Here is a 24,113-nt window from a genome sequence, read left to right on the forward strand (position 1 = left end):
CGCCCCGGGTGCGGCGCACGGTACTTTCTGAGGTAAAACGCGCCGCGGCGCGTGCGGTTCGGACGCGCCCTCCATCCATCCTCCGAGAGACCGAGACGACATGAGCAACGACAGCAGCAGCATCGACTTCCAGGGCCGCGTGGCCATCGTGACCGGCGCCGGCGGCGGCCTGGGCCGCCAGCATGCGCTGGCCCTCGCGGCGCGTGGCGCCAAGGTGGTGGTCAACGACCTCGGCGGCGCGCGCGACGGCTCGGGCGGCTCGGTGAGCGCGGCGCAGGCGGTCGTCGACGAGATCAAGGCCGCGGGCGGCGAGGCGATCGCCAACGGCGCCTCGGTCACCGACTTCGAGGCCGTGCAGGCCATGGTGCAGCAGGCGGTCGATGCCTGGGGCCGGGTCGACATCCTCGTGAACAACGCCGGCATCCTGCGCGACAAGAGCTTCGCCAAGATGGAACTGGCCGATTTCAAGCTCGTGGTCGACGTGCACCTGATGGGCGCCGTCAACTGCACCAAGGCCGTCTGGGCGCTGATGAACGCGCAGAAGTACGGCCGCATCGTGATGACCACCTCCTCGAGCGGCCTGTACGGCAACTTCGGCCAGAGCAACTACGGCGCCGCCAAGCTGGCCCTGGTGGGCCTGATGCAGACGCTGAGCATCGAGGGCGCGAAGAACGACATCCGCGTCAACTGCCTGGCGCCCACCGCGGCCACGCGCATGACCGAGGACCTGTTCCCGCCCGACATGCTCGAGGCCTTCCAGCCCGAGGCCGTGGTGCCGGCGATGCTGGTGCTGGCGGCCGAGAACGCGCCCACGCGCGCCATCCTGTGCGCGGGCGCGGGCACCTTCGAGGCCGCGCACATCACGCTCACGCAGGGCGCCTGGATCGGCATCGGCGGCGACACGCCCGAGCAGTTGGCCGCGCGGCTCGACGAGGTGCGCGCGCGCGAGGGCGAGCAGGTGCCCCAGAGCGGCACCGCGCAGGGCGCGAACGAGGTCGCGAAGGCGAAGGCGGCGCGCGGCTGAATTCGCGCCTGGCGTTCATGGCGCTTGACCTCGAGTGCACACGAGCACTTCCAATGGAATTCACCGGGCCCTCCGGTGCCTTCCATCGACGCTCGAGAGGACATCGCCATGACCACCACCATCAGCACCGCCGCCAGCAACAAGGCCTTCATCCAGCACATCCACGCCCAGCTCGACCAGGGCAACAGCCGGCCCTTCCTCGAGGGCTTCGCCGAGGACGCGACCTGGAAGCTCGAGGGCAGCACCGCCTGGTCGCGCACCTACCGCGGCAGGAAGGCGATCCGCGAGGAGCTGCTGAACCCGCTGTTCGCCCAGTTCGCCACCCCCTACACCAGCCGCACCGAGCAGGTCCTGGCCGACGAGGACCGGGTGGTGGTGCAATTCAGCGGCGACGCGCTGACCCATGCCGGGCGCCGCTACAACAACCGCTATTGCTACGTCTACCGACTCGAAGGAGGCCTGGTGAAGGAACTGATCGAATACTTCGACACCGGCCTGGTGGCCTCGGCGCTCGACGCGCCGGCGCTTCCGGCCCCGGCCGATGCCGGCGCCTGAGGCCCGGCGCGGCGTCGCGCAGGGCACGCCGTTCCTGATCGGCGAACTGGCGCAGCGCACCGGCCGCAGCGTGCACGCGATCCGCTGGTACGAGAGCCAGGGGCTGGTGCCCGGCGTGGTGCGCGACGCGGGCGGGCGGCGCCTTTACGGCGAGCCGCACATCGGCTGGCTCGACCTGATGGACCGGCTGCGCCGCACCGGCATGTCCATCGCCGAGATGCGCGAATACACGGCGCTCGCGCTGCGTGGCCGCGCCACGCTGACCGAGCGGCGCGCGCTGCTCGCGGCGCACCGCGAGCGCGTGAACCAGACCATCGCCGAATGGAAGCGCGCGCTGTCGCTGGTCGACCGCAAGATCGACTTCTACGACGCCTGGATCGAGAGCGGGCAGCGCCCGCCGCTGGTTCCCGTGGGCGCGAGCGGACCGGCCCGGCTGCCGCGCCAGCCCGACACGCCGGCACCTTCGCGCCGCGCGCGTCGAAGCTGAAGGCTATTCGGCCACCAGACCCATGCCGCCGTCGCGGCGGATCGATTCGCGGTCGCGGTGGTTGTGCAGCCGGCCCAGCGTGCTGTCGAGCAGGCGCTTGAGCTTGTCGGCCGCGCCGCGGAAGGCCTCGTCCATGCTGGACGCGTGCTGCTTCACCGCCAGCGGCTGGTGGTGCGCGAGCCGCGCTTCCATCACGCAGCACTTGTCGCGTTCGCCGGCCTTCTCGTGGTTTTCATCGCTCAGGTGCACTTCCACCCGCGTCACGTCGTCGCGGAAGCGCTGCAGCTGTTGCTGGATCTCGGTGTCGGCCCAGCGCTCGAGCGCTTCCTTGTTGTCGATGCCGTTGCTCGTGTTGACCTGTATCTGCATGCCCAGTGTCTCCCTTCTTGGATGTCAGGTTGGAGGATCGAAACGAGTCTTCACTCTGAACGCTGAAACCGCGGCGTGCGTAGGCCAACGCCCTGCCGGCGGGCCGGGCAGGGCTGGCGATCCGGAGACGGGATGGTCGGCTAGGCGCCGAGACGCGGCACCACGATGTGCTCGGGCGGCAACTGCGCGCGGTGGCGTTCCCACGTTGTGGTGAAGCCCGCCTCGAGGTGGCGCGCGTAGGTCGCGGTGTCGAACAGCGCGCAGTGCGCGCGCGCGGCGGCGAGTTCGGCGCGCAGCGCCGCGAGGCGCGGCGGGTCGGTCGCGAGCGCCAGGGCCAGCGCCTCGTAGGCCGCGGGCGAGTCGGTCGCCAGTTGCGGGAAGCCGGCCGCGCCCAGCAGGCTGCCCGCCACGCGGCCGGCGAAGGTCTGGCCCACGCAGCTCACGAGCGGCAGCCCGGCCCACAGCGCGTCGCTCGCGGTCGTGTGGGCGTTATAGGGCAGGTTGTCGAGGCACAGGTCGGCCAGCGCCAGGCGCCGCAGGTGGGCCGACTGCTCGGCCCAGGGCGCGAACACCAGCCGCTCGGGCGCGATGCCGTGGGCGGCGGCGCGCTCGCGCAGGTTTCGCTCGTAGGCCTCGGTATCGCCCCGCAGCCACAGCACGCTGCCCTCGACCCGCGCGAGCAGCCGCAGCCAGATGTCGAGGAACGCGGCCGTGAGCTTCTGGCCGTTGTTGAAGTTGCAGAAGACGAAGGCCGCTTCGGGCAGGCCGGCCTCGGCGCGCGACAGCGGCCCGGTGGCGGTCTCGCGGCGCGAATCGTTGGGCTGGTAGCTGTCGGGCAGGTAGAGGATCTTCTCGCTGTAGTCCGCGCGCGCCGCCTCGGGAATCAGGAAGGCGTCGGCCACCAGGTAGTCGATGAAGGGCGCGCCCAGCGTGCCCGGGAAGCACAGGTAGCTGACCTGCAGCGGCGCCGGCCGCAGCGCCAGCACCGAGGGCCGCGCGTCGATGGTGTAGCCGCCGAGGTCGACCAGGATGTCGATGCCGAGGTCGGCAATGGCCTGCGCGGTCTCGGCGTCCGACAGCTCGTGCGCGTCGACGAAGCGCTCGAAGGCCCGCTCGAGCGCGCGCGCGCATCGCGCTGCCGTCGCTCTCGCGCAGCGAGATCGCCGTGACCTCGAAGCGCGCGCGGTCGTGGCGCTCGAACAGCTCGGCGGTCAGGAACGAGGTGGGGTGGCGCCGAAGTCGGCCGAGAGGTAGCCGATGCGCAGCCGCTCGCCCGCGGCGCGCGCCGGCGCATGCAGCGGCTGCGGCGCCATCGGGTAGTGGCGCTGCGCATGCAGCCGCGCCACCTGCAGCTGTTCTTGCGGCGTGGAAGGCAGCACCAGCAGCGCGAAGGGCTCGATGCATTCGCGCTGCGCGCGGATGTCCTCGCGCAGGAGCGCCATCTGGGCGTCGAAGTCGCGCCAGTCGGCGCTGGCCGCGCGCGCATAGAGCAGGCCGCCGCGCGCGCGAAGGCGTAGGCGGCGTCGCCGGGGTGCTCGCTCAAGGTGCGCTCGTACAGGCGGGCCGCGTCCTCGAAGCGCCGCGCCTGGCACAGCGCGGTGCCGTAGTTCTCGATCAGCGTGGGATGCGCTGGCTGCAGCGCCAGCGCGCTTTCGTAGCACTGAAGTTCCTGTGCATGCAGCCGCAGCTTGCCGCAGGCCGCGCCACGGTTCATGTGGGCCTCGAACGAGTCCGGGCGCAGTTGCACCGCGCGGTCGAAATGGGCCAGCGCCTCGCGGGCCTTGCCGAGCGCGAGCAGCGCGAGGCCCAGGTCGTGCTCGGCCTCGAACAGGTTCGGCTGGCGCTGCAGCAGCGCGCCGAAGGCCTCGGCCGCGGCGCGGTGCTGGCCCGACTTCTGGCAGGCCACGCCGAGGTAGTACCAGCTCTCCGGGGAGTTCGGGTCGTAGCGCAGCGAGGCGCGCAGCCGCTCGATGGCTTGCGGGAAGTCCTGCGTCTGGCCCGCGATGAAGCCCAGCAGGCGGTTCGCGCCGGCCATGTGCTGGCCTTTCTTCAGCAGCTGCAGCAGCACTTTCTGCGCAGCGGAATACTGGCCCTGCCGGAAAAGCAGCTCGGCCGACTGCAGGCTCATTGCAGGCCCTTGTTGTTCGATGGTCTGGGGGGAGGAGGAGCCACGGGATGGCGCCCGGCCGCGAGGGCGGGCGCGCGCAGTCTAGCGTCGCCGTGTTGCGTCTGCCTGACGCGGGAATTAGGGCGCGGCGGCGCCCCTTGCACTCAACTCTGGATGTAGTGGGTGAGCTGCTCGATGGTCTGCTCGTGGTCGGAAATGATGTCGTCCATCAGGTCCTGGATCGAGATCATGCCCACCACCCTGTCGCCGTCGACCACCGGCAGATGGCGGAACTTGCGCTGGCTCATCAGCGCCATGCAGGTGTGGGTGGGGGTCTGCGGGTTCACGGTCATCACGTCGGGCGTCATGATTTCCGAGACCTTGACCTCCTGGAGTTCTTGCCCTGCAGCGCCACCTTGCGCGTGTAGTCGCGCTCGGAGAGGAAGCCGACCAGCCGGTCGCCCTCCATCACCATCAGGGCACCGACCTCGAAATGCGCCAGCGTGGCCAGCGCATCGAACACCGTGGTGCCCGGCGAGGTGCGCCAGGCCGAGGAATCGTGGCGTTTGAGCAGTTCGGAGACGGGTTTCATCGCGGCAACTCCTTGAAAAAAAGTCTGGATTCGACCGACGCCGGAAGGCGCGCTCTCGGACAAATCATAGGGGCTGGCACGCGCGAGCGGCGCAAGACTTTGCAAGCGCGCCGGCCGACCCCCGCGCGGCAAAGACCCCGGTATCCCCGCGCGGCAGGGGCGTATCGATCCATTCAGGTTCGCGGTTCACAATGCGCACCCCGGACCGGTGCATGCACCGCCCCGGCTCCCCGCAGCCACAGACACAGAAACAAGAAAGACACGCACCGATGGCGATCCAGTGGTTCCCCGGTCACATGCATCTCACGCAGAAGGCGATCACCGAGCGCGTGAAGGACATCGACGTGGTGATCGAGCTGCTCGACGCGCGGCTGCCCGGCTCGAGCGCCAACCCGATGCTCGCGCGGCTGACCGCCAACCGGCCGGCGCTCAAGGTGCTCAACAAGCAGGACCTGGCCGATCCCGAGCGCACCGAGCGCTGGCTCGCGCACTACAACGCGCTGCCGGCAACGCGCGCGATCCCGCTCGACGCCAGCCTCTCGACGCCCGCGCAGCAGATCGTGCGCGCCTGCCATGCGCTGTCGCCCAACCGCGGCGGGCTCGCCAAGCCGATGCGGGTGCTGATCTGCGGCATTCCCAACGTGGGCAAGTCCACGCTGATCAACACCCTGACTGGCGGGCGCAAGGCCAAGACCGGCGACGAGGCCGGCATCACCAAGCTCGAGCAGCGCATCACGCTGGCCGACGACTTCTACCTCTGGGACACGCCCGGCATGCTGTGGCCGCGCATCGTGGTGCCCAAGAGCGGCTACAACCTCGCGGCCAGCGGCGCGGTGGGGCGCAATGCCTTCGACGAGGAGGAGGTGGCGCTCGAGCTGCTCGGCTACCTCAAGCAGCACTACGCGGCGGGGCTGGTCGCGCGCTTCAAGCTGGTCGAGCACGAGCACGCGCCCGGCGAACTCGCCGAGATGCGCGACGAGGCGCTGCTCGACACCATCGGCCGCAAGCGCGGCGCGCTGCTCGGCAAGGGCCGCGTGAACCTGCAGAAGGCGGCCGAGATCGTGATGCACGAGTTCCGCGCCGGCAACCTCGGGCGCATCACGCTCGAGACGCCCGAAGAGTTTGCCCAGTGGCTGGCCGAGGGCCAGCGCGCCGATGTCGAGCGCGAGGCGAAGAAGGCCGCGCGCAAGCAGCAGCGCAAGGGCGGCAGGGCCGCGGCGGCCGAGGACGACGCGGTCGCCTGAGGCACCGGGCCATGCAGCTGCCGGCCGCCACCGATGCCGCCTGGCACGCGGCCCTGGCACGCCGCTTCCCCGAACTCGGCGCCGGCCCGCTCGCCGCGCTCGCCGGCGCGGCCCGTCGCGAGACCCTGGCGCCGCACGCCGTGCTGCTGGCCGCGGGCAGCGCGTGGCGCCATGCCTTCTGGGTCGAGCGCGGGCTGCTGCGGCTCTATTACCTCGACGCCGAGGGCCGCGAATCGAACAAGAACTTCCATGCCGAGGACGCCTTCGTCTGGCCCGTGACGCCGCTGCTGCGCGACGAGCCGGCGGCCTTCTTCATCGCCGCGCTCGAGCCCGCCGTGGTGCGCTGCCTGCCGTGCGAGGCGCTCGACGCGGCGGTCGCGCCGCTGCCCTCGTGGACCGCACTGCGGCTGGCGGCGCTGGCGGCCCTGTTCGACGACAAGCTGCGGCGCGAGCAGGCCTTCCTGCAATGCGACGCGCGCGCCCGCTACGCGGCGCTGCTGCGCGAGCGGCCCGACTGGGCGCGGCGAATTCCGCTGCGCCATCTCGCGTCCTACCTCGGCATGACCGATGTCTCGCTGTCGCGGCTGCGCGCGGAGATGGGACTTATCGCAGGTTAAGGCGGGCCGGGGCGGCGCGCGCCACAGTCGGCGCATGCCGTCACGCACCTCACCGATCTCCTTCGCGCTGTTTTCCGCCGGCTGGAGCCTGCACGGCCTCGCCGTCTTCGCCTTCGGCCTCATGGCCGGCTTCTTCTGGACCTACGGCTTCAACGTCAGCCTCGCCACGGCGCACATGGACGGCGCGAGCTATGCCGTCGTGCAGTCCAGCCTCAACCGCCATGTGCGGCATGCGATGTTCTTCGGCTTCTTCTTCGGCCCGCCGGTGCTGTGCGCGCTGGCGCTCGCGGCCGGCCGGGATGAATGGCGGCGCGGCTGGTTCGGCCTGCTCGCGTTCGCGGGCGTGCTCTATGCGCTGGGCATCGTGCTGTTCACCGCGCAGGTGAACCTGCCGCTCAATGCGTACACGGAGTCGTGGGACCCGCGGGCCCTGCCGCCCGATTGGGCCGAGACGCGGGCACGCTGGAATGCCGCCAACCTCTGGCGCTGCGCGGCCAGCGCGCTGGCCTTCGCCTTGTCGATCGCGGCGCTCGCGCTGCGTGCGCGGGCTGTCGCCGATGCAACTGCCGCGCGCGTTCCGGTCACGGACGCGACGGACCGGGCAGGGAGCGCTTCGTAGAGTGGGCTCGACCCATTCTGGTCGACAAGGAGAGTCCCCCTCTCGAAGGAGCATCCGATGCTAGACACCATCCAGGCCTTGAATCGAACGGCCGCATTCAACCGCTGGGCCGGCTTCGAGGTCGTGCGCGCGGAGAACGGCGAGGCCGAGCTGCGCATGGCATGGCGCGAGGCCGACATGGGCCAGTACGCCGGCTTCCTGCATGCCGGCATGATCGGCGCGCTGCTCGACACCGTCTGCGGCTTCGCGGCCGCCACCGTGGCGGGCCGCGTGCTGGCCTCGCACTTCTCGGTCGATTGCATGGCGCCCGCGCTGGGCCGCGTCTTCGTGGCGCGCGGGCGCGTCGTGAAGGCCGGGCGCAAGCAGGTCTTCACCGCCGCCGAGCTGTTCGGCGAGGCCGAGGACGGCACGCTGAAGCTGCTGGCCACGGGCAGCACGATCCTGGTGCCGGTGCCCGACGACAAGGGCTGAGGCCTTCAGCGCGCGGCCGTCAGGGCCGCCGCGGGCGCCCGCTGCGGCGCCTGCTTCTCCCGCATCGGCAGGCCGAACAGCGGCCGCAGCCAGCGCACGCGGCGGATCAGCGCGTCGTTGAGCAGCCAGCAGCCGCCCAGCGTGGCCGCGAGGATCAGCGCTGGCTCGAGCACCGGGCCGAGCGCCAGCGGCGCCAGCCAGACGATCGCCAGCACGATCAGCGTCTGGTGCAGCATGTACCAGGGATAGACCGAGGCATTGGCCCAGCGCAGCCAGGGCCAGGGGCGGTTCAGGTGGCGGTGGCCATGGCCGAGGAGGGTGGCGACCGCGGTCCAGAGGTAGAGCGAGCGCAGCACGGCGTTGACCTCGTCGGGCACGCGGCCGGCGCCCAGCGTGCGCGCCGCGATGTAGGCGCCGACCACCGCCACGGCCAGCGCCAGCGACACGCGGCGCAGCCGCTCGAGCTCGCGCCAGATGCCGCTGTCGGCGCCCATCCAGTAGCCGTAGAGGAAGACGGTGAAGTAGATGCTGTGCAGGAAGGGGTCGCGCACCAGGTCGTGGGTCGGCGGGTAGTGCGGCGCCAGCAGCAGCGTGAAGGCCGCGAGCGGCAGCGCCGGCAGCAGCAGCAGCCAGCCGCCGCGCAGCCCGTTGAAGGCCCGGCGCAGCGCCTGGCCCGGGCCCGAGCGCCACAGCGGCAAGCTGAGCGCCACCGCGGCCGTGTAGACGAACAGGTACGGCAGGTACCAGAGGTGGTTCCAGGTGATGCCGAACTCGGCGCCCGCGAAGGCGCCTTTCGGCCAGGGCTGGCTCATCGGCAGGTAGCGCGCGAGGAAGGCGCCGAAGCCCGGCGCCACCAGGCCGTGGGCCACGCCCTCGGCGTAGGCCTGGTACGGCACGACCACCGCCATGCCGAAGGCCAGCGGCAGCATCAGCCGCAACCCGCGGCCGCGCAGCAGCGCCGCCGTGCCCTGGTGGCGGCTCAGGAAGGCCAGCGAGACGCCCGAGATCAGGAACACCAGGTCCATGCGCCAGAGGTTCAGCAGCCGCATCGGCCATTGCAGCCACTCGGCCGCATGCGGGCTCTTGAGGTGCCAGGGCCAGTCGGCCACGTAGTACATCGCCACGTGATAGACGATGACGAGCAGGAAGGCGAGGGCGCGCAGGGCGTCGATGTCGTGCCGGCGCGCTTCGGCGGCCGGCGGGACGGGGTTGCGTGGAAAACGGTCGGTGGGCATGAAGGCTCCTGGATCGGGGACTGAACGAGCGGCCATGGTCCGGGCCCGGCGCGACGACGGCGCGGCCGGGGGACGGATCGCGGGCGCTTTGTGACGAGCGGTGGCCCCGGTGGGACGAAACAGGGGGCGAAATCCGTCCCCCGGGCCGCCCCTGTCGCCCCATTCGTCACGTGGATCGCGACAATCGCCCGCCATGGCCGGCCCGCGCAAAGACCTCTACCACCGCTACGAACCGATCCGCCGCTACGTCGAGGTCGGCTTCTGGATCGTCGTGATGGCGCTGCAGGCGCTGTTCAACACCACGGTGGCGATGGTCGACGCGCGCTCGCGCGCGGTGCCGCGCGAAACCTGGGAGATCGTGGTCTGGGAAGGCTCGAGCCATCTGGTCCTGCTGCTGCTGGTGCCGGCCATCGTGGCGCTGGAGCGGCGGCTCTCGCCGCTGGCCTCGCTCGCGCCCGGCAGGCTGGTGCGCTACCTGGCCTGGCATCTCGCGGCCAGCGTGGCGTTCAGCCTGGTCCACGTGATGGCGATGTTCGCGCTGCGCTCGCTGGCCTATGCCGCGGCCGGCGAGCACTACGCGTTCGGCGGCTGGGCCGCGCAATGGGGCTACGAGTACCTGAAGGACGTGCGCGCCTACGTCTCGATCGTGTTCGGGATCTGGGCCTACCGGATGTTCATGCTGCGCTGGCAGGGCGAGGCGCGCGTGCTCGACGCGCCGGACGAGGCGCCTGAAGGGCCGCAAGGGCCGCCACGCCCGGCCGATGCCGAGCCAGCGCCGGCCGCGGACGCGCCGCCGCCGCCCGCCGAACCCGCGCCGCCGCCGGCGCCCGCGCGTCCCGAGCGCTTCCTGGTGCGCAAGCTGCGCCGCGAATTCCTGATCGCCGCCGGCGACATCGACTGGCTGCAGGCCGAGGGCAACTACGTCGGCCTGCACGTCAACGGCCACGACTACCTGCTGCGCGCCACGCTGACCGACTTCCTGACCCAGCTCGATCCGGCGCTGTTCGTGCGCGTGCACCGCAGCCACGCGGTCAATCTCTCGCGGCTGCGCGAGATCGAGCCGCTCGACGGCGGCGATGCCCGGCTGCACATGCACGACGGCAGCACCGTGCCGTGCAGCCGGCGCTACCGCGAGGCCCTGCGCGGCGCGACGGCCTCCTGAACCGCCGCGCGGGTGCTTCATGCACCGTCAGGCGGCATCCGTTCCGGTGCGTCGCGCCTGCCCATCGGGCTCATTCGGCCCCATCTCGGCCCGTTTCGCACCATTGACGAGCTTGCAGGCACCATTTTTGCTTCATTGGCCCGCCGTCCTGCTGAATTCAGGTGCGGCGCACCAAATCAATCCAAAAACCAGCAAGAAGCTCCAATGGACGCACTCAAACAGGGCGCAGACGCGCTGTTCATCCTTCTAGGCGCGATCATGGTGTTGGCCATGCATGCGGGATTCGCCTTCCTCGAACTCGGCACGGTCCGCAAGAAGAACCAGGTCAATGCGCTTGTGAAGATCCTGGTCGACTTCTCGGTCTCGACCATCGTCTACTTCCTCGTCGGCTACGGCGTGGCCTACGGCACCCACTTCTTCGTCAGCGCCACCGAGCTGTCGGCCAGGAGCGGCTACGACCTGATGAAGTTCTTCTTCCTGCTGACCTTCGCGGCCGCCATCCCGGCCATCATCTCGGGCGGCATCGCCGAGCGCGCCAAGTTCTGGCCGCAACTGATCGCCACCGCGGTCATCGTCGGCTTCGTCTATCCCTTCTTCGAGGGCATCGCCTGGAACAAGCACTTCGGCGTCCAGGAGTGGATCGCCTCGGTCACGGGCCATGAATTCCACGACTTCGCGGGCTCGGTGGTGGTGCATGCCGTGGGCGGCTGGCTCGCGCTGCCGGCCGTGCTGCTGCTGGGTGCGCGGCGCAACCGCTACCGCGGCGACGGTTCGCTGGCCGCGCATCCGCCGTCGAACATCCCCTTCCTCGCGCTCGGCGCCTGGGTGCTGTGCGTGGGCTGGTTCGGCTTCAACGTGATGAGCGCGCAGACCATCGACAAGATCTCGGGCCTGGTGGCCGTCAACTCCGTGATGGCGATGGTCGGCGGCACGCTGGTGGCGCTGGCCATGGGCAAGAACGACCCCGGCTTCGTCTACAACGGCCCGCTGGCCGGGCTGGTGGCGGTGTGCGCGGGCTCCGACCTGATGCACCCGATCGGCGCGCTGGTGGTGGGCGGCGTGGCCGGCGCCATCTTCGTCGCGATGTTCACGCTGACGCAGAACAAGTGGAAGATCGACGACGTGCTCGGCGTCTGGCCGCTGCACGGCCTGTGCGGCACCTGGGGCGGCATCGCGGCCGGCATCTTCGGCACCCAGGCGCTGGGCGGCCTCGGCGGCGTGAACTTCGGCGCGCAACTCATCGGCACCGCCATGGGCGTGGTCTGGGCGCTGCTCGGCGGCGCCGTGGTCTACGGCGTGCTCAAGAAGACCGTCGGGCTGCGGCTGTCGCAGGAAGAGGAATTCGACGGCGCCGACCTCTCGATCCACCACATCTCGGCGACGCCGGAGCGCGAAGTCAACTGGTGAACGGTTCGCGGCGGGGGGCGGCTCAGCACTTCTGGAAGCGCGGGCACTCGGCCACCGCGCGGATCGACACCACCGTGTTCTCGCCCTCGAGCCGGCGCGAGACGAACTCGACCGGCGTGCCGTCGGCGATGTCGGCCACGAGCTTGCGGTCGGCCAGCCTGAAGGTCTGGGTGGTGAACGGGATCTTCGAGCGCGGCGGGATCTTCAGGTGCAGGTACAGCTTGCCGCCGGGCTCCTCGTGCGAGGACATCAGGCGCGCGCGCGTGTAGACGGGGTCGGTCTTCGGTTCCTGCGCGGCGACGCCCGCGAGCGCGAGCAGGGCCGCGGCGGCCAGGACCAGGCGGGACAGCGGCGGGAAGGGCATGTGCGAACTCCTCGTCGAAGGGGGCGGAAATGCCATTGTCGAAGCGCCAACCTTCGGCCAAGCCAAAGATGCGTTCGCCCGCACCCGCCACGCGACCGCGCTTCGGCACAATCGCGCCCCCCGCAGGAACACGGAGGACGGGAGATGGCGAACGACACGATCGAGATCCGGCGCTTCGATGTCCATGCGGACGATGCGTCCGAATGGGCGCGCTTCCACCGCTACCGGCGCATCCGCGACGAGGAGCTGCACCCCGGCGAGCCGCAGTCGGCCGATGCCGATTTCGAGCACGACGCGCGGCGCCGCATGCCCTTCCACGAGGCCGAGCGCTTCGTCGCGCGCGAGGGCGACGACCTGGTCGGCAACCTCATCGTCTGGCGGCGCCGGCCCGACGCGCCGAACAGCGAGCCCTTCGCCTTGCACGCGGAGGCCTGGCTCGGCGTGCTCGGCGCGCACCGGCGCCGCGGCATCGGCAGCCGGCTGCTCGTGCCGCTGCTGGCCTTCATGCGCGCGCACGGCAAGACCGTCGCCACGATGAACACCTTCTACCCGCCGGGCCATGCCTTCCTTGAAGCCTCGGGCGCGGTCCTCAAGCACCGCGTGGTCGAGAACCGCATGCGCATCGACGGCCTCGACGCGGCCGAGCTCGCGCGCTGGAAGGCGCAGGGCACGGCCGGCGGCGCGCTGCGCTTCGAGATCCATCCCGGTCGCACGCCGATGGCGCGCCTCGCGCAACTGCTGGCGCCGTTCTCGGACCTGTTCAACGACATGCCGCTCGGCGAACTCGAGCTGCCGCCCGCGCGCTACGAGCTCGACGGCTACGCCAACTGGTACCGCGAACTCGACCGCAGCGGCGGCGAGCACCACCTGGTGCTGCTGGTCGACGCCGACGGCACGCTGGCCGCGATGTGCGAGGCGCACTGGGACCCGCGCACCCCCGAGCGCCTGCACCAGCGCCTGACCGGCGTGGCGCGCGCCTGGCGCGGCCGCTCGCTGGCCAAGGCGGTGAAGGCCGCGATGCTCGAGAGCGTGCGCGCGCTGCATCCGGAACTGCGCACCGTCGCGACCTACAACTCGGAAGCCAACGCGCCGATCCTCGCGATCAACCGCCGGCTGGGGTTCGAGGTGCATCGGCGGCAAGGGGTCTATCAGCTGGGGGTCGAGGCGCTGGCGGAATGCCTGGCGCGGCGCGGCGAATTGGCGGCCTGAAGCGCAAATTGCGCCGATACGCTTCAGATTTGAAGCGTATCGGGCCGGAACCGGTGCCCAGCACGAACGCGCCGCCTGTAGCAAACTCGCGCGACCCCGTTCCCGCCCGAGCCGCCACACCCCACCATGACCCAATCCCCACCCGCCCTCGAAGTCCTCCCGCGCGACCTCTCCGCCTACCGCCAGGGCAATGTCGGCGTCGACTACGTGCACCGCTTCGAATCGGGCAAGCCCGGCCCGCACGTGCTGATCAACGCCCTGACGCACGGCAACGAGATCTGCGGCATGACGGCCGCCACGCACCTGCTCGACCACGGCGTGCGGCCGAAGATCGGCACGCTCACCGTGAGCTTCGCGAACATCGACGCCTACGAGTCCTTCACCGAGGCCGCGCCCTACGACAGCCGCCAGATCGTCCACAACCTCAACCGCATCTGGTCGCCCGAGTGGCTCGACGGCACCGAGGACAGCCCCGAGCTGCGCCGCGCGCGCATCCTGCGGCCGGTGGTCGATGCGGCCGACCACATCCTCGACATCCATTCCACCAGCCAGCCGGTGGTGCCGTTCTGGGTCTACCCGTCCTTCGAGCGCAACGCCAAGGTGGCGATGGCCATCGGCCGGCCGCCCGTGCACCTCGTGATGCCCGACGGCCTGGGCTCGGGCACGCCGCTGATCCAGTACGGCAGCCATGGCGGGCCCGACGGAAAGGGCGTGGCGATGGTGGTCGAGTGCGGCCAGCACTTCCTGCGCTCCGCCTCCGACCTGGCGACCGCCGTCACCTACGACTTCCTCGCCTACTTCGGCCTGGTCGACAAGGACCCGGCCGCGCCCGCGCCCGAGCCGCAACGGCGCTTCAAGCTGCTGCAGACGCACGTGATCCAGAGCGAGGACTTCGCCTTCGTGCGCCCGCTGATCGGCTTCGAGACCTTCGCCAAGGGCGAACTGATCGCCACCAACGGCCCCGACGAGATCCGCGCGCCGGTCGACGACTGCACCGTGTTCATGCCCGCGCAGCGCGTGATCGTGGGGCGCGAGGCGCTTTACCTGACGCAGCCGATCTGAGCCGGACCGCGGGCCGGTGCTCAGCAGATGAGCAGATGCCGCGGCGTGCTGACCGTGCCGTAGTCGGCGTGCCAGTAGTGCGGGTCGTCGCAGAGGCTGAACACCGCTTTCTCGTTCGCATGCCGATCGCCGAGGCGGAGCCCCTCGGAACTCATGCGCGGGCCTTCGGAATCGTCTTGCCTCGGCAGCGCGGATAGTTCGCGCAGCCCCAGAAGCTGCCGTCGTTCTTCGCCGAGTGGCGTTCGACCATCTTGGTCCCGCAGCTGGCGCAGGTCGGGCGCCAGTACTCGCCTTCGTAGGCGACCTCGAGCAAGGCCGCCTGTTGCGCGGGCGTGCGCTGGCCGATGAGCTTGAGCAGCGCCTCGCCGTCCTGGATATGGATGCGGTTGGCCTTGGCGAAGGCGATGGCATCGCTCGAGAACCTCGAGCTCGTGACGTAGGTGCCGCTCTTCAGACCGTGCGAGGTCATCACGCCGAGGAATTCGCGCAGCTCCTTCACGCCCACCGGCCGGTTCTGCCAGTGCTTGCACTGGACGATGCGCGGCTGGTCGCTGTGTTGGGACTGCAGCCAGATGTCGACGCCGCCGTCCGCGCCATGCGACTGGCTTCGGGTGGCGAAGCCCGCCTGCGCGTAGAGCGCTTCGCACACCGCCTCGAAGCGCCGCCATTCGATCTCGGCGAAGACGGCGGCGCTCCATGTCGCCGCGGTCTGGCTGCCGGCATCTCGCCGGGGGTAGAGCGGCGACGCGGCGCTGGTGTCGAGCACGGGCTCGGTCCGCGCGCGGGAGGCCGAGGCCGGATCCGCTTTGGACTCACCGGCCGCCTTGGCCGCCCGATCGGTGAAATGGTGGAGCGCCAGCAGCACCGCGCCGATGGCGAGCGCCGCCCAGCCGGCGGGCCGAAGCGCCGCGCCCCAGGCCGGCCAGCATCGGCCCGCGCAGGAACATCGGCACGACCAGCAGCAGCAGCAGGCCGACGAGCACCGCGGTCCAGCCCTTGCCCGCCAACTCCCGGCGCGCCCGCTCGCGGCGTCGGTCCTGGCGCTTGGATCGGGCCATCTGCGCTGCCTCGCCGCTCAAGCCGCCAGCGCACTGCGCGCCGGAATCTTCTCGAAGCAGTGGTTGCACAGCGACTGCTTCACGAAGGCCGCGTGCGTGGTGTCGACCGGCTTCTTGCAGTGCTCGCACATGAAGGCCTCGCCGACCGCGAGCTGGAATTTCTGGAAGAAGGCGTCGCTCAGGTGGATGCGGCGGATGTCCCGGATGTCGTCGCGCACCTTGAGGTTCTCGAGCGTGTTGTTGTCGAGCGCGGTGCGCGTGATGTTCAGGTGGTTGTAGCAGCCGTAGTCGATCGAGTAGACGTTGAAGGTCTCGCCCGCCATGTCCTTGTGCGAGTAGCCCTTCTTGCGCAGGTGCAGCACGCGGAAATCCACCAGTCCGAGGATGTGCGGGTTGGCCGAGTACTTCTCGCTGATCATGAAGTGGCTCGAGTTCTTGCCGACCACGATCTCCTGCACGATCTTCTCGAGCAGGTTCTTCTCGACCGAATGCTCGTCGACCTGCTTCTTCTTGTCGGTCTCGTACCAGCCCGAGGTGGCGGCGCGCACGTTCTTGATCGAGATGTGCTTGGAGCCCGAGCTCTTGAACTGCGCGTACGAGTGGATGAAGAGGTTGATGAAGTCGCGCGGGATGCCCGCGCTCGCGATCAGCAGCTCGCCCAGCGCCTTGTTGGTGAGGAAGGCGTTGATGAAGGCGTCGTTGTTCTTGCGCGAGGGCAGCAGCAGCTCGTCGGACAGGCTGGGGCTGTGCTGCTCGAGGTGCTTGCACAGCAGCTGGTTGAAGAAGTTGCGGGTCTTGGCCTTGTCGATCTCGAACACGTAGCGGTTGTCGAGCTGGTAGCCGAAGATGTCGCCGCCGTCCTCCAGGCCGTAGAACTTCTCGTCGGTCTTGTGGCCGAGGTCGGTGCGGTTGGGGATCGCGGCGATCTTGAAGCTGAAGCGGCTCGCGATGAAGGATTTCTTGACCAGCTCGGCCAGGTGCTTCTGGGCCGAGTTCGGGATCTCGGACCATTCGTCGATCAGGCAGAAGACGCGGTTCAGTTGCAGTTCCTCGCTCAGGTCCTGCAGCAGGTTCGCGATGTCGAAGATGCTGATGAACTGGTCCTTGAGCCTCGACTCCTGCGACTTGGTCTGCAGGCTGCCCGAGGCCTGCAGCTCGGGCGCCTTCGAGAGCTTGAGCGAGGCGCCGGCCTGCGCGATCGACTCGACGGCGAGGGCCGTCTCCTTGAGCTTGTTGAGCGAGCTGCCGTCGAGCTCGCGCTGGATGGCCTCGAGCCGCTGCTGCAGCTGCCGCTCGGCCTCGTCGTCGCGCGGATCGTGGCGCAGCGGGATGACGTCGTCGCGGCCGTGGATGGCGCGCAGGTTGGTCGAGAACGCGTTGACCAGGCTGCGGATGATGTTCTTGAACAGGATGACCGCGTACTGTTCCCAGCTCAGGCCGTCGGCCTCGGCATGCGGCAGGATGGTTCGCGCATCGATGTAGACCGCGATCCGCCGCGAGGCCGCGAAGTCGTTGTTGATCTTCTCCTGCAGCGCCTTTAGCAGGTGGGTCTTGCCCGAGCCGCGGCGGCCGTAGACGACCTGGTTGTTGAGGTTGTCGATGTCGTGCAGCGCGTCCTCGCCCACGTACAGGCCGAGGTAGCTCTGGTCCTGGATGTTCTCGGCGCGCAGCGCGTTCGAGAGCGTCGCGACGGCCTTCTGGATCTGGGCGTCGCTGATGGGCATGGCATTGCCGGTCCGGGGCGCGCTGGTCGTGTTCTTCTGCATGAGGGCTGGTGCAAGTGAAGCGGACCGGCGCGCGTCCCCGAGATGGGGCCTCCCGGCGCGCGGTCTGCAAACGAATTGTTACTTGCGTTGGGCGCCTTGCCAACAGAGGCGCCCCGGCCCGGGCCGCCGGCGAGGTGCCGGCGCAACGCTCAGGCGGAAATGAACAGCGCCGGATCGACCATCGCGCGGTTGAGCATCACCGACCAGTGCAGGTGCGGGCCGGTCACGCGGCCGGTGGCGCCGACCGCGGCGAGCTTGTCGCCGGTCTGGAGCACGTCGCCGACCTTCACGTCGACGCGGCTCAGGTGGCAGTACATGGTCAGCAGGCCGCCGCCATGGTCGAGCCAGACGGTGCCGCCATTGAAGAAGTAGTCGCCGGTGTCGATGACCTTGCCCGGCAGCGGCGCGAGCACCGGGGTGCCGGTGCCGGCCGCGATGTCCATGCCGCTGTGGGGATTGCGCGACTGGCCGTTGAAGACGCGGCGCAGGCCGAAGGAGCTCGAGCGCCGGCCCGGCACCGGCACGCGCATCTGCAGCGCGGCATCGGGGCGCAGCTCGGTGCGGGTGGCGGTCACGGTGGCGAGGTGGTCGCGCTCGCGCTCGTAGCGCGCCTGGTCCTCGGGCGAGAGGTCGACGGTGCGCGGCGCCACGTTCAGGCGCTGTTCGCGGTACTGCTTGGGCGCGATGGAGTAGCCGAGCTGGCGCGGCGCGGCGTCGGGGCGGGCCTGCACCGAGATGCTGGCCTCGCCGGGTTCGGCCGCGAGCGGGATGCCGACGATGGCGGTCCATTCGATGGGGTCGCCGAGCACCAGCACGGGCTGGTTGCCGTCGCCGCCGGTGGTGGCCAGCGGGCGCGTGGCCGCGGGGCCGAGCGAGAGGCGCGCGACGCCGCCTGGGACCTGGGAGGCGCGGGGCCAGACTTCGGGCGGCTGGGGTTTGGCGGCGCCGGCCTTTTTGGTCGCCGCGGAGGCGGGCAGGGCGAGCAGGGCGGCGGTGCCGAGCAGGAGCGTGCGGCGGCCGGAGAGCGGAGCGTGAAGGATGCGTGACATGGGCCGCATTGTGGCGGCATGGCCCGCGCCCGATTGTCGGAAAGCACCATGAAAAACCGGGGCGCGCGGCCCCGGTTCGTGATGCGGCGAGAGGGCCGGCGCCTACTTGCCCCAGCTGTCGCGCATGCCCGCCGCGCGGTTGAACACGCGCTGTCCGGCGGCGGCCGCCTTGGCGTCGAGCACGAAGTAGCCGTGGCGCTCGAACTGGAACGCCGCTTCGGGCTTCGCGTCGGCGAGCGAGGGCTCGATATAGGCCGCGCAGACCTCGAGGCTGTGGCGGTTGAGCTCCTCGAGCAGTTCGCCGCCGCCTGGATTGGCTTCGGAGAACAGCCGCTCGTAGAGCCGCACCTCGGCCTGCACCGCGTCGGCCACGGCCACCCAGGTGATGTTGCCCTTGACCTTGATCGCGTCGGCGCCCGGGGTGCCGCTCTTGGTGTCGGGCACCAGCTTCGCCTGTACCTCGATGAGCTTGCCCTCGGCGTCGCGCGTGGCGCCGGTGCACTCGATGACGTGGCCGTACTTGAGCCGCACCTTGTTGCCGGGGAACAGGCGGAAGAAGCCCTTGGGCTGCACGTCCTCGTAGTCGGTGCGTTCGATCCAGACCTCGCGGCCCAGCTTGAAGGCGCGCTTGCCGAGTTCGGGGTGGTGCGGATGGATCGGCGCCGAGCAGTCGTCGAGCGCAGCGTCGCCGCCCATGAGTTCACCCCAGTTGCTGATGACCAGCTTGACCGGGTCGAGCACCGCCATCGCGCGCGGCGCCACGGGGTCGAGGGTGTCGCGCAGCGCGGCCTCGAGCGCGGCGTAGTCGATCCAGCCGCCCGACTTGGTGGTGCCGCTGCGTTCGCAGAACAGGCGCAGCGCCTCGGGCGTGTAGCCGCGGCGGCGCAGGCCGGCCAGCGTGGGCATGCGCGGGTCGTCCCAGCCGTCGACGTGTTTTTCCTCGACCAGCTGGCGCAGCTTGCGCTTGCTGGTGAGCACGTGCGTCACGTTGAGGCGCGCGAATTCGTACTGGCGCGGATGCGGGCTGGCGATCAGGCCGCCTTCGGCGAGGCGGTCGAGCAGCCAGTCGTAGAACGGGCGCTGGTCCTCGAACTCGAGCGTGCAGATGCTGTGGGTGATCTGCTCGAGCGCGTCCTCGATCGGGTGCGCGTAGGTATACATCGGGTAGATGCACCACTTGTCGCCGGTGTTGTGGTGCGTGGCCCGGCGGATGCGGTAGAGCGCCGGGTCGCGCATGTTGATGTTGGGGCTCGCCATGTCGATCTTGGCGCGCAGCGTGGCGGCACCGTCGGCGAGCTGGCCGTCGCGCATCGCGCGGAAGCGCGCGAGGTTCTCCTCGGGCGTGCGGGTGCGGTAGGGGCTGTCGGTGCCGGGCTTGCCGAAGTCGCCGCGGTTGGCGCGCACTTCCTCGGCCGATTGCTCGTCGACATAGGCCAGGCCGGCGCCGATCAGGTATTCGGCCGCGCGGTACATGAAATCGAAGTAGTCGCTCGCGAAGTACTCGTGCGGCTGCATCACGCCGGGGGCGCTGGGGCGGTCGGCCAGGTAGGTCTCGTAGCCGAGCCATTCCACGGCGTCGCGGATCGAGTCGACGTACTCCTGCTCTTCCTTCTCGGGGTTGGTGTCGTCGAAACGCAGGTGGCAGACGCCGCCGTATTCGCGCGCCAGCTCGAAATTCAGCCAGATGCTCTTGGCGTGGCCGATGTGCAGGTAGCCGTTGGGTTCGGGCGGAAAGCGCAGGCGGACCCGGGCCGGGTCGTTCATGCCATGGGCGTGGTGGTCGGCATCGCCCGGAGCCCCACCCCAGCGGCGGCCGGTGTAGGCGCCCTGGGCGAGGTCGTTTTCGATCACGTGGCGCAGGAAATTGCTGGGTGCGGCGGGTGTTTTTGCGACGTCTTTGTCGGTCGGGGAGGTCATCGACGCATTCTAATTAGGGGGATCTTCAGGTTACCTTTGGCAACGCTCTTCACAATGCGGCGGGCAACCACTTTGCATTTGGCGCGTTCAATACGTACATGGGCAGTGAATGCCTTCTCTACAAGGAGTCCAACATCATGAGCGTCACCCGTTCTACCTTCTTCAAGTGGGCCGCCGCAGGCGTCGTCGCCGCCGGTGCCCTGTTCGCGGCCACCTCGGCCAGCGCTCGCGGCGACGTGAGCTGGTCCATCGGTGTCGGCGTGCCCGGCGTGGCGGTGGGGGTGGGCGCTCCCGCCTACTACCCGGCACCGGTCTATGCGCCGCCGGCCCCGGTCTACTACGCGCCGCCCCCGCCGGTGTACTACCGCCCGCCGCCGCCGGTCTATTACCGTCCGGCCCCGGTGTACTACGCGCCGCCGGCCTACTACGGCCCGCGCTACTACGGTCGCGGCTACTACCGCGGTCATGGCCACGGCCACTGGCGCTGAGATGCCACGCCGAATGTGAGCAAATGAAAAAGCCGGTTCCTCGGAACCGGCTTTTTCTTTGGGCGACGCATCGGCCCGGATTTCACATGGCGCGAAATAGATGGGCGTAGAGCCGGCTGACCGGAATCCGCTCGGGTCGCCCGCGCAGGTCGAGGGCGAGCTTGCCGGCTTCGTCGCGGTGCACCGCCTCGATGGCCGAGGCGCGCACCACCACCGCCCGGTGCACCTGCCAGAAGGTCTGCGCATCGAGCTGCGGCAACAACTGCTTGAGCGGCGTGCGGATCAGGTATTCGTGGTCGGCGGTCAGCACCCGCAGGTATTTGTCGGCGGCCTCGAAGTACAGCACCTCGTCGATCGGCACCATGCGCACCGTGCTGCCGCCAGCATCGCTGGCGGCGATCATGCGCAGCGGCGCGGCCGAGGGTTCGGGCAGCGGCGCGCCGGCGCCGCCCGCGGCCGCCAGCACCTCGCGCCAGCGCGCCAGCGTGCGGTCCAGCGCCTCGTCGACCGGCGTTTCGGCCGCCGGCCGCGCGGCCAGCGCCTGTTTCAGCCGCGCCACCGTCTTGCGCAGCCGCTCGGCCTGCACGGGCTTCAACACGTAGTCGATCGCCTGGGCCTCGAAGGCGCGCGCCGCGTACTCGTCGTAGGCGGTCACGAAGACCAGCTGCGGCATCGGCGCCTCGTCCGTGGGCCAGGCGTCGGCCAGTTCGGTGGCGGCGCCCAGGCCGTCGAGGCCCGGCATGCGGATGTCGAAGAACAGCACCTGCGGCAGCAGCCGCAGCGCCTCGCGCACGGCGCTGCGGCCGTCGCCCGCGATGGCGGCGATCTTCAGTTCGGGCCAGGCGGCCGCCAGTTCGGCCTTCAGGGCCTGCGCGAGCAGCGGTTCGTCCTCGGCGATCAGGGCGGTGGGGGTGTTCATGGCGTGGGGGAGGCAGTCGGCGCGTCGCCGGTGGAAGAAGCCTGCAGCGGAAAGCGCAAGGTGGCGCGGGTGCCGGTGTGCTCGCCGGGCGCGAGCGCCAGGGCGGCGCGCGGGCCGTAGACCGTGGTCAGCCGCTCGCGCACCTGTTCGAGGCCGAAGCCGCCGCCGTCCCGCGACGTCGTCGGCGTCGCGGCATCGAGCCCGACGCCCGTGTCGCTGAGGTCGATCACCAGCAGGTCGCCCTCGCGGCGCGCGCGCACCGCGATCTCGCCGCCCTCGACCTTGGGCTCGAGGCCGTGGCGGATGCTGTTCTCCACCAGCGGCTGCAGCAACAGCGGCGGCACCGGTACCTCGCGCAGCTCGGCCGGCAGCTCGAGCGAGTAGCGCAGCCGCTCGCCCATGCGCACCGACATCAGCTCGAGGTAGTCGGCCAGCCGGTCGAACTCGGCCCCCAGCGGATGCGCGAGCGCGCGCGAGCCGCTGAGGGTGACGCGCAGGTAGCTGTTGAGCCGGTCGAGCATCGCCACGGCGCGCGGCGGATCGAGCGTGATCAGCACCCGCAGGTTGGCCAGCGTGTTGAACAGCATGTGCGGCTCGAGCTGGGTTTCGAGCAGCTTGAGCCGCGCCTCGGTGGCGTCGCGCCGGGCGCGCTCGATCTGCCCCTGCAGGTGCTTGCTCTTGCCGAGGCTGTAGAAGAAGAAGCAGGCGCCGGCGGTGGCGACCAGCGTGATGGTGAGCGTGGTCGCCAGCTTGTGGCCGCGGTAGTCGAGGAAGTCGAGCAGGGGCGCGCCGCTCCAGGCGTCGCCGATCAGGTTGCCGAGCAGGAAGCCGGCGGTCACGCCGAAGCCGATCAGCGCGATGCTCTGCGGGCCATGCGGCCAGAGCACTTCGCGGTGGCCGCTCATCAGCAGCCGGCCGCCGTCGATGCACAGCCAGCTGATCAGGCCGATCGACATCGAATAGACCATGTGGTCGACCCAGCTGCGGCCGCTCGAGATGCTGAGCGCGGCCGCGATCAGGCAGCAGAAGACGGCGGTGATCAGCCCGTGCCGCAGCAGGTCGCGCAGGTTCTCGGTGCCGAACCTGGGGCGGGCGGCGGCAGGGGCCTGGCTCAACGGCGCTCCCCGGCGGCCAGCGCGCGGCGCTCGCGTTCGACCAGGCGCTCGTAGAAGTCGCCGCCCGGCGCGATGAACCAGATCACGGCCCCATGCACCAGCAGGCCCAGGCCCCAGCCCATCAGCGGATAGACGGCCCAGGTGTGGCCCCTGGAGGCCGACAGCGCGACCAGCCCGAGGTTGACCAGCACGTAGACGAAGGCATGGATGTACCAGCCCATCTTGGCGCCGGCGCGGCGGCGGGCGCGCTTCTCGAGTTCTGCGGGGGTGGGGACGAGGACGTGTTCATGACAGCTCCTTGATCTGGACGGGAATGAAATCGGTGGTGGGGGCGGTGGCGGCGGGTGCCGGGGCCTCGACGGCCGCGCGGCGGCGCAGCTCCTCGGTGGTCTCGCCGGGCCCGTCGGGGTTCCAGCCCGGCGGCTTCACGAGGTAGCCGACAAAGGCGCGCACCGAGCGGGCCGAGGCCAGGTCACGGAACAGCGCGCGCCATTGGCTGAACTCGATCTCGAGCAGGTTGTACGAGGTGATCGGCTTCACGAGGCCGTAGCGGCAGGGCAGGTCGGCGCGTTCGGGGATGTAGGTGCCGAACAGGCGGTCGAACACGATCAGCACGCCGCCGTAGTTGCCGTCGAGGTACTCGAGGTTCGAGGCATGGTGCACCCGGTGCGCCGAGGGCGTGTTGAGCAGCCATTCGAGCGGCCCGAGCTTCGGGATCCAGGTGGCGTGGATCCAGAACTGGTAGAGCAGGTTCAGGGTCAGCATGATCAGCACCACGCGCGGCGGCATGCCCAAGAGCGGCGCCAGCATGAAGAAGGCCAGCGTGCCGGTGAGCTTGCCGGTCCAGCCGAAACGGTAGGCGGCCGACAGGTTCAGTTCGTTGGGCGAGTGGTGGATCGCATGGGTGCACCAGAACCAGCGCACCCGGTGCGCGGCGCGGTGGTACCAGTAGTAGCAGAACTCCTGGCCAATGAAGCAGGCGGCCCAGCCGGTCCAGTGGTCCATCGGCAGGGTGAGGAGGCGGTGCGCGTAGAGCCAGTCCATGGCGCCGACCCAGAAGGCCAGCGGCAGCAGCCAGCGCAGCGGGTACTCGCGCACCAGGAAGTCGAACACCGAGATGCCGGCCGCCTTCCAGTCGTAGCTGCGCCAGCCGTTGCGCCACGAGAGCACCAGCGCTTCGGCCAGCGAGGCGATCAGCACCACGGACACCGAGATCTTGAGGATCAGCACGAGGACGGACATGGCGCTTCCTGCAGTCGGAGGGAATGGACGGCGGC

Annotated in this window: 29 protein-coding genes and 2 pseudogenes; 12 read left to right on the plus strand and 19 right to left on the minus strand. The window is 70.1% G+C overall.

The features are described from left to right. The first annotated feature begins 100 nt into the window (after positions 1 to 100). The 3 genes from ACHMXE_RS21230 to ACHMXE_RS21240 all read left to right on the plus strand — a co-directional run bounded on the left by ACHMXE_RS21230 (position 101) and on the right by ACHMXE_RS21240 (position 2,066). The gene (locus ACHMXE_RS21230; RefSeq protein WP_203202048.1) at positions 101 to 1,024 is read left to right on the plus strand and encodes an SDR family NAD(P)-dependent oxidoreductase; all 924 of its coding nucleotides are present in this window, start codon (positions 101 to 103) and stop codon (positions 1,022 to 1,024) included. Between the two features lie 108 nt (positions 1,025 to 1,132). Next, positions 1,133 to 1,579, plus strand: coding sequence for a nuclear transport factor 2 family protein (locus ACHMXE_RS21235; protein ID WP_395351141.1), 447 nt, complete (start codon positions 1,133 to 1,135; stop codon positions 1,577 to 1,579). Further along, complete coding sequence (locus ACHMXE_RS21240) at positions 1,566 to 2,066, plus strand: MerR family transcriptional regulator (RefSeq protein ID WP_395351142.1); 501 nt, start codon at positions 1,566 to 1,568, stop codon at positions 2,064 to 2,066. The genes ACHMXE_RS21235 and ACHMXE_RS21240 overlap by 14 nt, the downstream gene beginning before the upstream one ends. Before the next feature lie 3 nt (positions 2,067 to 2,069). Here the strand turns inward: ACHMXE_RS21240 and ACHMXE_RS21245 are convergent, their stop codons facing one another. The 7 genes and pseudogenes from ACHMXE_RS21245 to ACHMXE_RS21275 form a co-directional block, all read right to left on the minus strand. Next, positions 2,070 to 2,435 carry an HPF/RaiA family ribosome-associated protein gene (locus ACHMXE_RS21245; RefSeq protein ID WP_203202045.1) on the minus strand — a complete coding sequence of 122 codons (366 nt, stop codon included), beginning with the start codon at positions 2,433 to 2,435 and terminating at the stop codon, positions 2,070 to 2,072. A gap of 140 nt (positions 2,436 to 2,575) precedes the next feature. After that, the gene (locus ACHMXE_RS21250; RefSeq protein WP_395352733.1) at positions 2,576 to 3,283 is read right to left on the minus strand and encodes a hypothetical protein; all 708 of its coding nucleotides are present in this window, start codon (positions 3,281 to 3,283) and stop codon (positions 2,576 to 2,578) included. Beyond that, positions 3,260 to 3,541: pseudogene (locus ACHMXE_RS21255) on the minus strand (hypothetical protein); the annotation flags it as partial. The gene ACHMXE_RS21250 and the pseudogene ACHMXE_RS21255, both read right to left, overlap by 24 nt. A 105-nt stretch (positions 3,542 to 3,646) precedes the next feature. Continuing rightward, complete coding sequence (locus ACHMXE_RS21260; protein ID WP_395353112.1) at positions 3,647 to 3,877, minus strand: hypothetical protein; 231 nt, start codon at positions 3,875 to 3,877, stop codon at positions 3,647 to 3,649. 62 nt (positions 3,878 to 3,939) lie between these two features. Continuing rightward, positions 3,940 to 4,563 (minus strand): annotated as a pseudogene (locus ACHMXE_RS21265) (tetratricopeptide repeat protein); the annotation flags it as partial. Positions 4,564 to 4,706: 143 nt separating this feature from the next. Then, entirely contained in the window at positions 4,707 to 4,910 is a 204-nt protein-coding gene (locus ACHMXE_RS21270) for a CBS domain-containing protein (protein ID WP_395351143.1), read from the minus strand. Next, entirely contained in the window at positions 4,907 to 5,134 is a 228-nt protein-coding gene (locus ACHMXE_RS21275; protein WP_395351144.1) for a CBS domain-containing protein, read from the minus strand. The genes ACHMXE_RS21270 and ACHMXE_RS21275 overlap by 4 nt, the downstream gene beginning before the upstream one ends. A 269-nt stretch (positions 5,135 to 5,403) precedes the next feature. Here ACHMXE_RS21275 and ylqF point away from each other — a divergent pair, with 269 nt between their 5' ends. Genes ylqF through ACHMXE_RS21295 form a run of 4 tightly spaced genes read left to right on the plus strand, consistent with a single transcriptional unit; the run spans position 5,404 to position 8,085 of the window. Further along, positions 5,404 to 6,378, plus strand: coding sequence for a ribosome biogenesis GTPase YlqF (gene ylqF / locus ACHMXE_RS21280; RefSeq protein WP_395351146.1), 975 nt, complete (start codon positions 5,404 to 5,406; stop codon positions 6,376 to 6,378). Positions 6,379 to 6,389: 11 nt separating this feature from the next. Then, positions 6,390 to 6,995 (plus strand): Crp/Fnr family transcriptional regulator, encoded by a 606-nt coding sequence (locus ACHMXE_RS21285; protein WP_395351147.1) that lies wholly within the window; start codon positions 6,390 to 6,392, stop codon positions 6,993 to 6,995. A gap of 34 nt (positions 6,996 to 7,029) precedes the next feature. After that, positions 7,030 to 7,614 (plus strand): anthrone oxygenase family protein, encoded by a 585-nt coding sequence (locus ACHMXE_RS21290; protein WP_395351148.1) that lies wholly within the window; start codon positions 7,030 to 7,032, stop codon positions 7,612 to 7,614. A gap of 57 nt (positions 7,615 to 7,671) precedes the next feature. Further along, positions 7,672 to 8,085, plus strand: coding sequence for a PaaI family thioesterase (locus ACHMXE_RS21295; protein ID WP_395351149.1), 414 nt, complete (start codon positions 7,672 to 7,674; stop codon positions 8,083 to 8,085). A gap of 5 nt (positions 8,086 to 8,090) precedes the next feature. On the opposite strand, the gene ACHMXE_RS21300 is transcribed toward ACHMXE_RS21295, so the two are convergent. Beyond that, the gene (locus ACHMXE_RS21300; RefSeq protein WP_395351150.1) at positions 8,091 to 9,320 is read right to left on the minus strand and encodes an acyltransferase family protein; all 1,230 of its coding nucleotides are present in this window, start codon (positions 9,318 to 9,320) and stop codon (positions 8,091 to 8,093) included. 193 nt (positions 9,321 to 9,513) lie between these two features. Here ACHMXE_RS21300 and ACHMXE_RS21305 point away from each other — a divergent pair, with 193 nt between their 5' ends. After that, a complete protein-coding gene (locus tag ACHMXE_RS21305; RefSeq protein WP_395351151.1) occupies positions 9,514 to 10,482 on the plus strand; it encodes a LytTR family DNA-binding domain-containing protein in 969 nt (322 codons plus the stop codon). 204 nt (positions 10,483 to 10,686) lie between these two features. After that, positions 10,687 to 11,889 carry an ammonium transporter gene (locus tag ACHMXE_RS21310; RefSeq protein ID WP_395351152.1) on the plus strand — a complete coding sequence of 401 codons (1,203 nt, stop codon included), beginning with the start codon at positions 10,687 to 10,689 and terminating at the stop codon, positions 11,887 to 11,889. A gap of 22 nt (positions 11,890 to 11,911) precedes the next feature. Here the strand turns inward: ACHMXE_RS21310 and ACHMXE_RS21315 are convergent, their stop codons facing one another. Continuing rightward, positions 11,912 to 12,253, minus strand: coding sequence for a hypothetical protein (locus tag ACHMXE_RS21315; RefSeq protein WP_395351153.1), 342 nt, complete (start codon positions 12,251 to 12,253; stop codon positions 11,912 to 11,914). Positions 12,254 to 12,397: 144 nt separating this feature from the next. Here ACHMXE_RS21315 and ACHMXE_RS21320 point away from each other — a divergent pair, with 144 nt between their 5' ends. Together ACHMXE_RS21320 and ACHMXE_RS21325 are read left to right on the plus strand one after the other, a co-directional pair. Then, on the plus strand, positions 12,398 to 13,462 hold the full coding sequence (locus tag ACHMXE_RS21320; protein ID WP_395351154.1) for a GNAT family N-acetyltransferase: 1,065 nt from the start codon (positions 12,398 to 12,400) through the stop codon (positions 13,460 to 13,462). Positions 13,463 to 13,588: 126 nt separating this feature from the next. Beyond that, complete coding sequence (locus ACHMXE_RS21325) at positions 13,589 to 14,524, plus strand: succinylglutamate desuccinylase/aspartoacylase family protein (RefSeq protein WP_395351155.1); 936 nt, start codon at positions 13,589 to 13,591, stop codon at positions 14,522 to 14,524. A gap of 20 nt (positions 14,525 to 14,544) precedes the next feature. Here the strand turns inward: ACHMXE_RS21325 and ACHMXE_RS21330 are convergent, their stop codons facing one another. From ACHMXE_RS21330 to ACHMXE_RS21355, 6 genes are all read right to left on the minus strand, one after another. Further along, positions 14,545 to 14,679 (minus strand): hypothetical protein, encoded by a 135-nt coding sequence (locus ACHMXE_RS21330; RefSeq protein ID WP_395351156.1) that lies wholly within the window; start codon positions 14,677 to 14,679, stop codon positions 14,545 to 14,547. Beyond that, entirely contained in the window at positions 14,676 to 15,290 is a 615-nt protein-coding gene (locus tag ACHMXE_RS21335; RefSeq protein WP_395351158.1) for a restriction endonuclease, read from the minus strand. The genes ACHMXE_RS21330 and ACHMXE_RS21335 overlap by 4 nt, the downstream gene beginning before the upstream one ends. Before the next feature lie 46 nt (positions 15,291 to 15,336). Next, positions 15,337 to 15,582, minus strand: a complete 246-nt coding sequence (locus ACHMXE_RS21340; protein ID WP_395351159.1) for a hypothetical protein — start codon at positions 15,580 to 15,582, stop codon at positions 15,337 to 15,339. 17 nt (positions 15,583 to 15,599) lie between these two features. Beyond that, complete coding sequence (locus tag ACHMXE_RS21345) at positions 15,600 to 17,348, minus strand: hypothetical protein (RefSeq protein WP_395351160.1); 1,749 nt, start codon at positions 17,346 to 17,348, stop codon at positions 15,600 to 15,602. Between the two features lie 149 nt (positions 17,349 to 17,497). After that, entirely contained in the window at positions 17,498 to 18,397 is a 900-nt protein-coding gene (locus tag ACHMXE_RS21350; protein ID WP_395351161.1) for a peptidoglycan DD-metalloendopeptidase family protein, read from the minus strand. A gap of 102 nt (positions 18,398 to 18,499) precedes the next feature. Next, positions 18,500 to 20,314 (minus strand): glutamine--tRNA ligase/YqeY domain fusion protein, encoded by a 1,815-nt coding sequence (locus ACHMXE_RS21355; protein WP_395351162.1) that lies wholly within the window; start codon positions 20,312 to 20,314, stop codon positions 18,500 to 18,502. A 137-nt stretch (positions 20,315 to 20,451) separates the two neighbouring features. Between ACHMXE_RS21355 and ACHMXE_RS21360 the strand changes: the two genes are divergently transcribed. After that, a complete protein-coding gene (locus ACHMXE_RS21360; RefSeq protein ID WP_203202029.1) occupies positions 20,452 to 20,802 on the plus strand; it encodes a hypothetical protein in 351 nt (116 codons plus the stop codon). Positions 20,803 to 20,884: 82 nt separating this feature from the next. On the opposite strand, the gene ACHMXE_RS21365 is transcribed toward ACHMXE_RS21360, so the two are convergent. Genes ACHMXE_RS21365 through ACHMXE_RS21380 form a run of 4 tightly spaced genes read right to left on the minus strand, consistent with a single transcriptional unit; the run spans position 20,885 to position 24,078 of the window. Beyond that, positions 20,885 to 21,721 (minus strand): LytTR family DNA-binding domain-containing protein, encoded by an 837-nt coding sequence (locus tag ACHMXE_RS21365; protein ID WP_209545518.1) that lies wholly within the window; start codon positions 21,719 to 21,721, stop codon positions 20,885 to 20,887. Continuing rightward, positions 21,718 to 22,836 (minus strand): sensor histidine kinase, encoded by a 1,119-nt coding sequence (locus tag ACHMXE_RS21370; RefSeq protein WP_395351163.1) that lies wholly within the window; start codon positions 22,834 to 22,836, stop codon positions 21,718 to 21,720. Before ACHMXE_RS21370 ends, ACHMXE_RS21365 begins: the two co-directional genes overlap by 4 nt. Beyond that, positions 22,833 to 23,156 carry a 2TM domain-containing protein gene (locus ACHMXE_RS21375; protein WP_395352735.1) on the minus strand — a complete coding sequence of 108 codons (324 nt, stop codon included), beginning with the start codon at positions 23,154 to 23,156 and terminating at the stop codon, positions 22,833 to 22,835. Before ACHMXE_RS21375 ends, ACHMXE_RS21370 begins: the two co-directional genes overlap by 4 nt. Then, complete coding sequence (locus ACHMXE_RS21380) at positions 23,122 to 24,078, minus strand: sterol desaturase family protein (RefSeq protein ID WP_395351164.1); 957 nt, start codon at positions 24,076 to 24,078, stop codon at positions 23,122 to 23,124. The genes ACHMXE_RS21375 and ACHMXE_RS21380 overlap by 35 nt, the downstream gene beginning before the upstream one ends. Between the last annotated feature and the right edge of the window lie 35 nt (positions 24,079 to 24,113).

It is taken from the genome of Variovorax sp. UC122_21 (assembly GCF_044056785.1).
In the GTDB taxonomy this organism is placed as follows: domain Bacteria; phylum Pseudomonadota; class Gammaproteobacteria; order Burkholderiales; family Burkholderiaceae_C; genus Variovorax.

Coding starts and splice junctions, on each gene's coding strand:
- ACHMXE_RS21240 (WP_395351142.1), top strand. CDS start 1,566: ATGCCGGCGCCTGAGGCCCGGCGCGGCGTCGCGCAGGGCACGCCGTTC.
- ACHMXE_RS21245 (WP_203202045.1), bottom strand. CDS start 2,435: ATGCAGATACAGGTCAACACGAGCAACGGCATCGACAACAAGGAAGCG.
- ACHMXE_RS21230 (WP_203202048.1), top strand. CDS start 101: ATGAGCAACGACAGCAGCAGCATCGACTTCCAGGGCCGCGTGGCCATC.
- ACHMXE_RS21295 (WP_395351149.1), top strand. CDS start 7,672: ATGCTAGACACCATCCAGGCCTTGAATCGAACGGCCGCATTCAACCGC.
- ylqF (WP_395351146.1), top strand. CDS start 5,404: ATGGCGATCCAGTGGTTCCCCGGTCACATGCATCTCACGCAGAAGGCG.
- ACHMXE_RS21360 (WP_203202029.1), top strand. CDS start 20,452: ATGAGCGTCACCCGTTCTACCTTCTTCAAGTGGGCCGCCGCAGGCGTC.
- ACHMXE_RS21270 (WP_395351143.1), bottom strand. CDS start 4,910: ATGACGCCCGACGTGATGACCGTGAACCCGCAGACCCCCACCCACACC.
- ACHMXE_RS21365 (WP_209545518.1), bottom strand. CDS start 21,721: ATGAACACCCCCACCGCCCTGATCGCCGAGGACGAACCGCTGCTCGCG.
- ACHMXE_RS21235 (WP_395351141.1), top strand. CDS start 1,133: ATGACCACCACCATCAGCACCGCCGCCAGCAACAAGGCCTTCATCCAG.
- ACHMXE_RS21345 (WP_395351160.1), bottom strand. CDS start 17,348: ATGCAGAAGAACACGACCAGCGCGCCCCGGACCGGCAATGCCATGCCC.
- ACHMXE_RS21320 (WP_395351154.1), top strand. CDS start 12,398: ATGGCGAACGACACGATCGAGATCCGGCGCTTCGATGTCCATGCGGAC.
- ACHMXE_RS21330 (WP_395351156.1), bottom strand. CDS start 14,679: ATGAGTTCCGAGGGGCTCCGCCTCGGCGATCGGCATGCGAACGAGAAA.
- ACHMXE_RS21355 (WP_395351162.1), bottom strand. CDS start 20,314: ATGACCTCCCCGACCGACAAAGACGTCGCAAAAACACCCGCCGCACCC.
- ACHMXE_RS21350 (WP_395351161.1), bottom strand. CDS start 18,397: ATGTCACGCATCCTTCACGCTCCGCTCTCCGGCCGCCGCACGCTCCTG.
- ACHMXE_RS21340 (WP_395351159.1), bottom strand. CDS start 15,582: ATGGCCCGATCCAAGCGCCAGGACCGACGCCGCGAGCGGGCGCGCCGG.
- ACHMXE_RS21310 (WP_395351152.1), top strand. CDS start 10,687: ATGGACGCACTCAAACAGGGCGCAGACGCGCTGTTCATCCTTCTAGGC.
- ACHMXE_RS21285 (WP_395351147.1), top strand. CDS start 6,390: ATGCAGCTGCCGGCCGCCACCGATGCCGCCTGGCACGCGGCCCTGGCA.
- ACHMXE_RS21275 (WP_395351144.1), bottom strand. CDS start 5,134: ATGAAACCCGTCTCCGAACTGCTCAAACGCCACGATTCCTCGGCCTGG.
- ACHMXE_RS21300 (WP_395351150.1), bottom strand. CDS start 9,320: ATGCCCACCGACCGTTTTCCACGCAACCCCGTCCCGCCGGCCGCCGAA.
- ACHMXE_RS21305 (WP_395351151.1), top strand. CDS start 9,514: ATGGCCGGCCCGCGCAAAGACCTCTACCACCGCTACGAACCGATCCGC.
- ACHMXE_RS21260 (WP_395353112.1), bottom strand. CDS start 3,877: ATGGCGCTCCTGCGCGAGGACATCCGCGCGCAGCGCGAATGCATCGAG.
- ACHMXE_RS21325 (WP_395351155.1), top strand. CDS start 13,589: ATGACCCAATCCCCACCCGCCCTCGAAGTCCTCCCGCGCGACCTCTCC.
- ACHMXE_RS21315 (WP_395351153.1), bottom strand. CDS start 12,253: ATGCCCTTCCCGCCGCTGTCCCGCCTGGTCCTGGCCGCCGCGGCCCTG.
- ACHMXE_RS21380 (WP_395351164.1), bottom strand. CDS start 24,078: ATGTCCGTCCTCGTGCTGATCCTCAAGATCTCGGTGTCCGTGGTGCTG.
- ACHMXE_RS21290 (WP_395351148.1), top strand. CDS start 7,030: ATGCCGTCACGCACCTCACCGATCTCCTTCGCGCTGTTTTCCGCCGGC.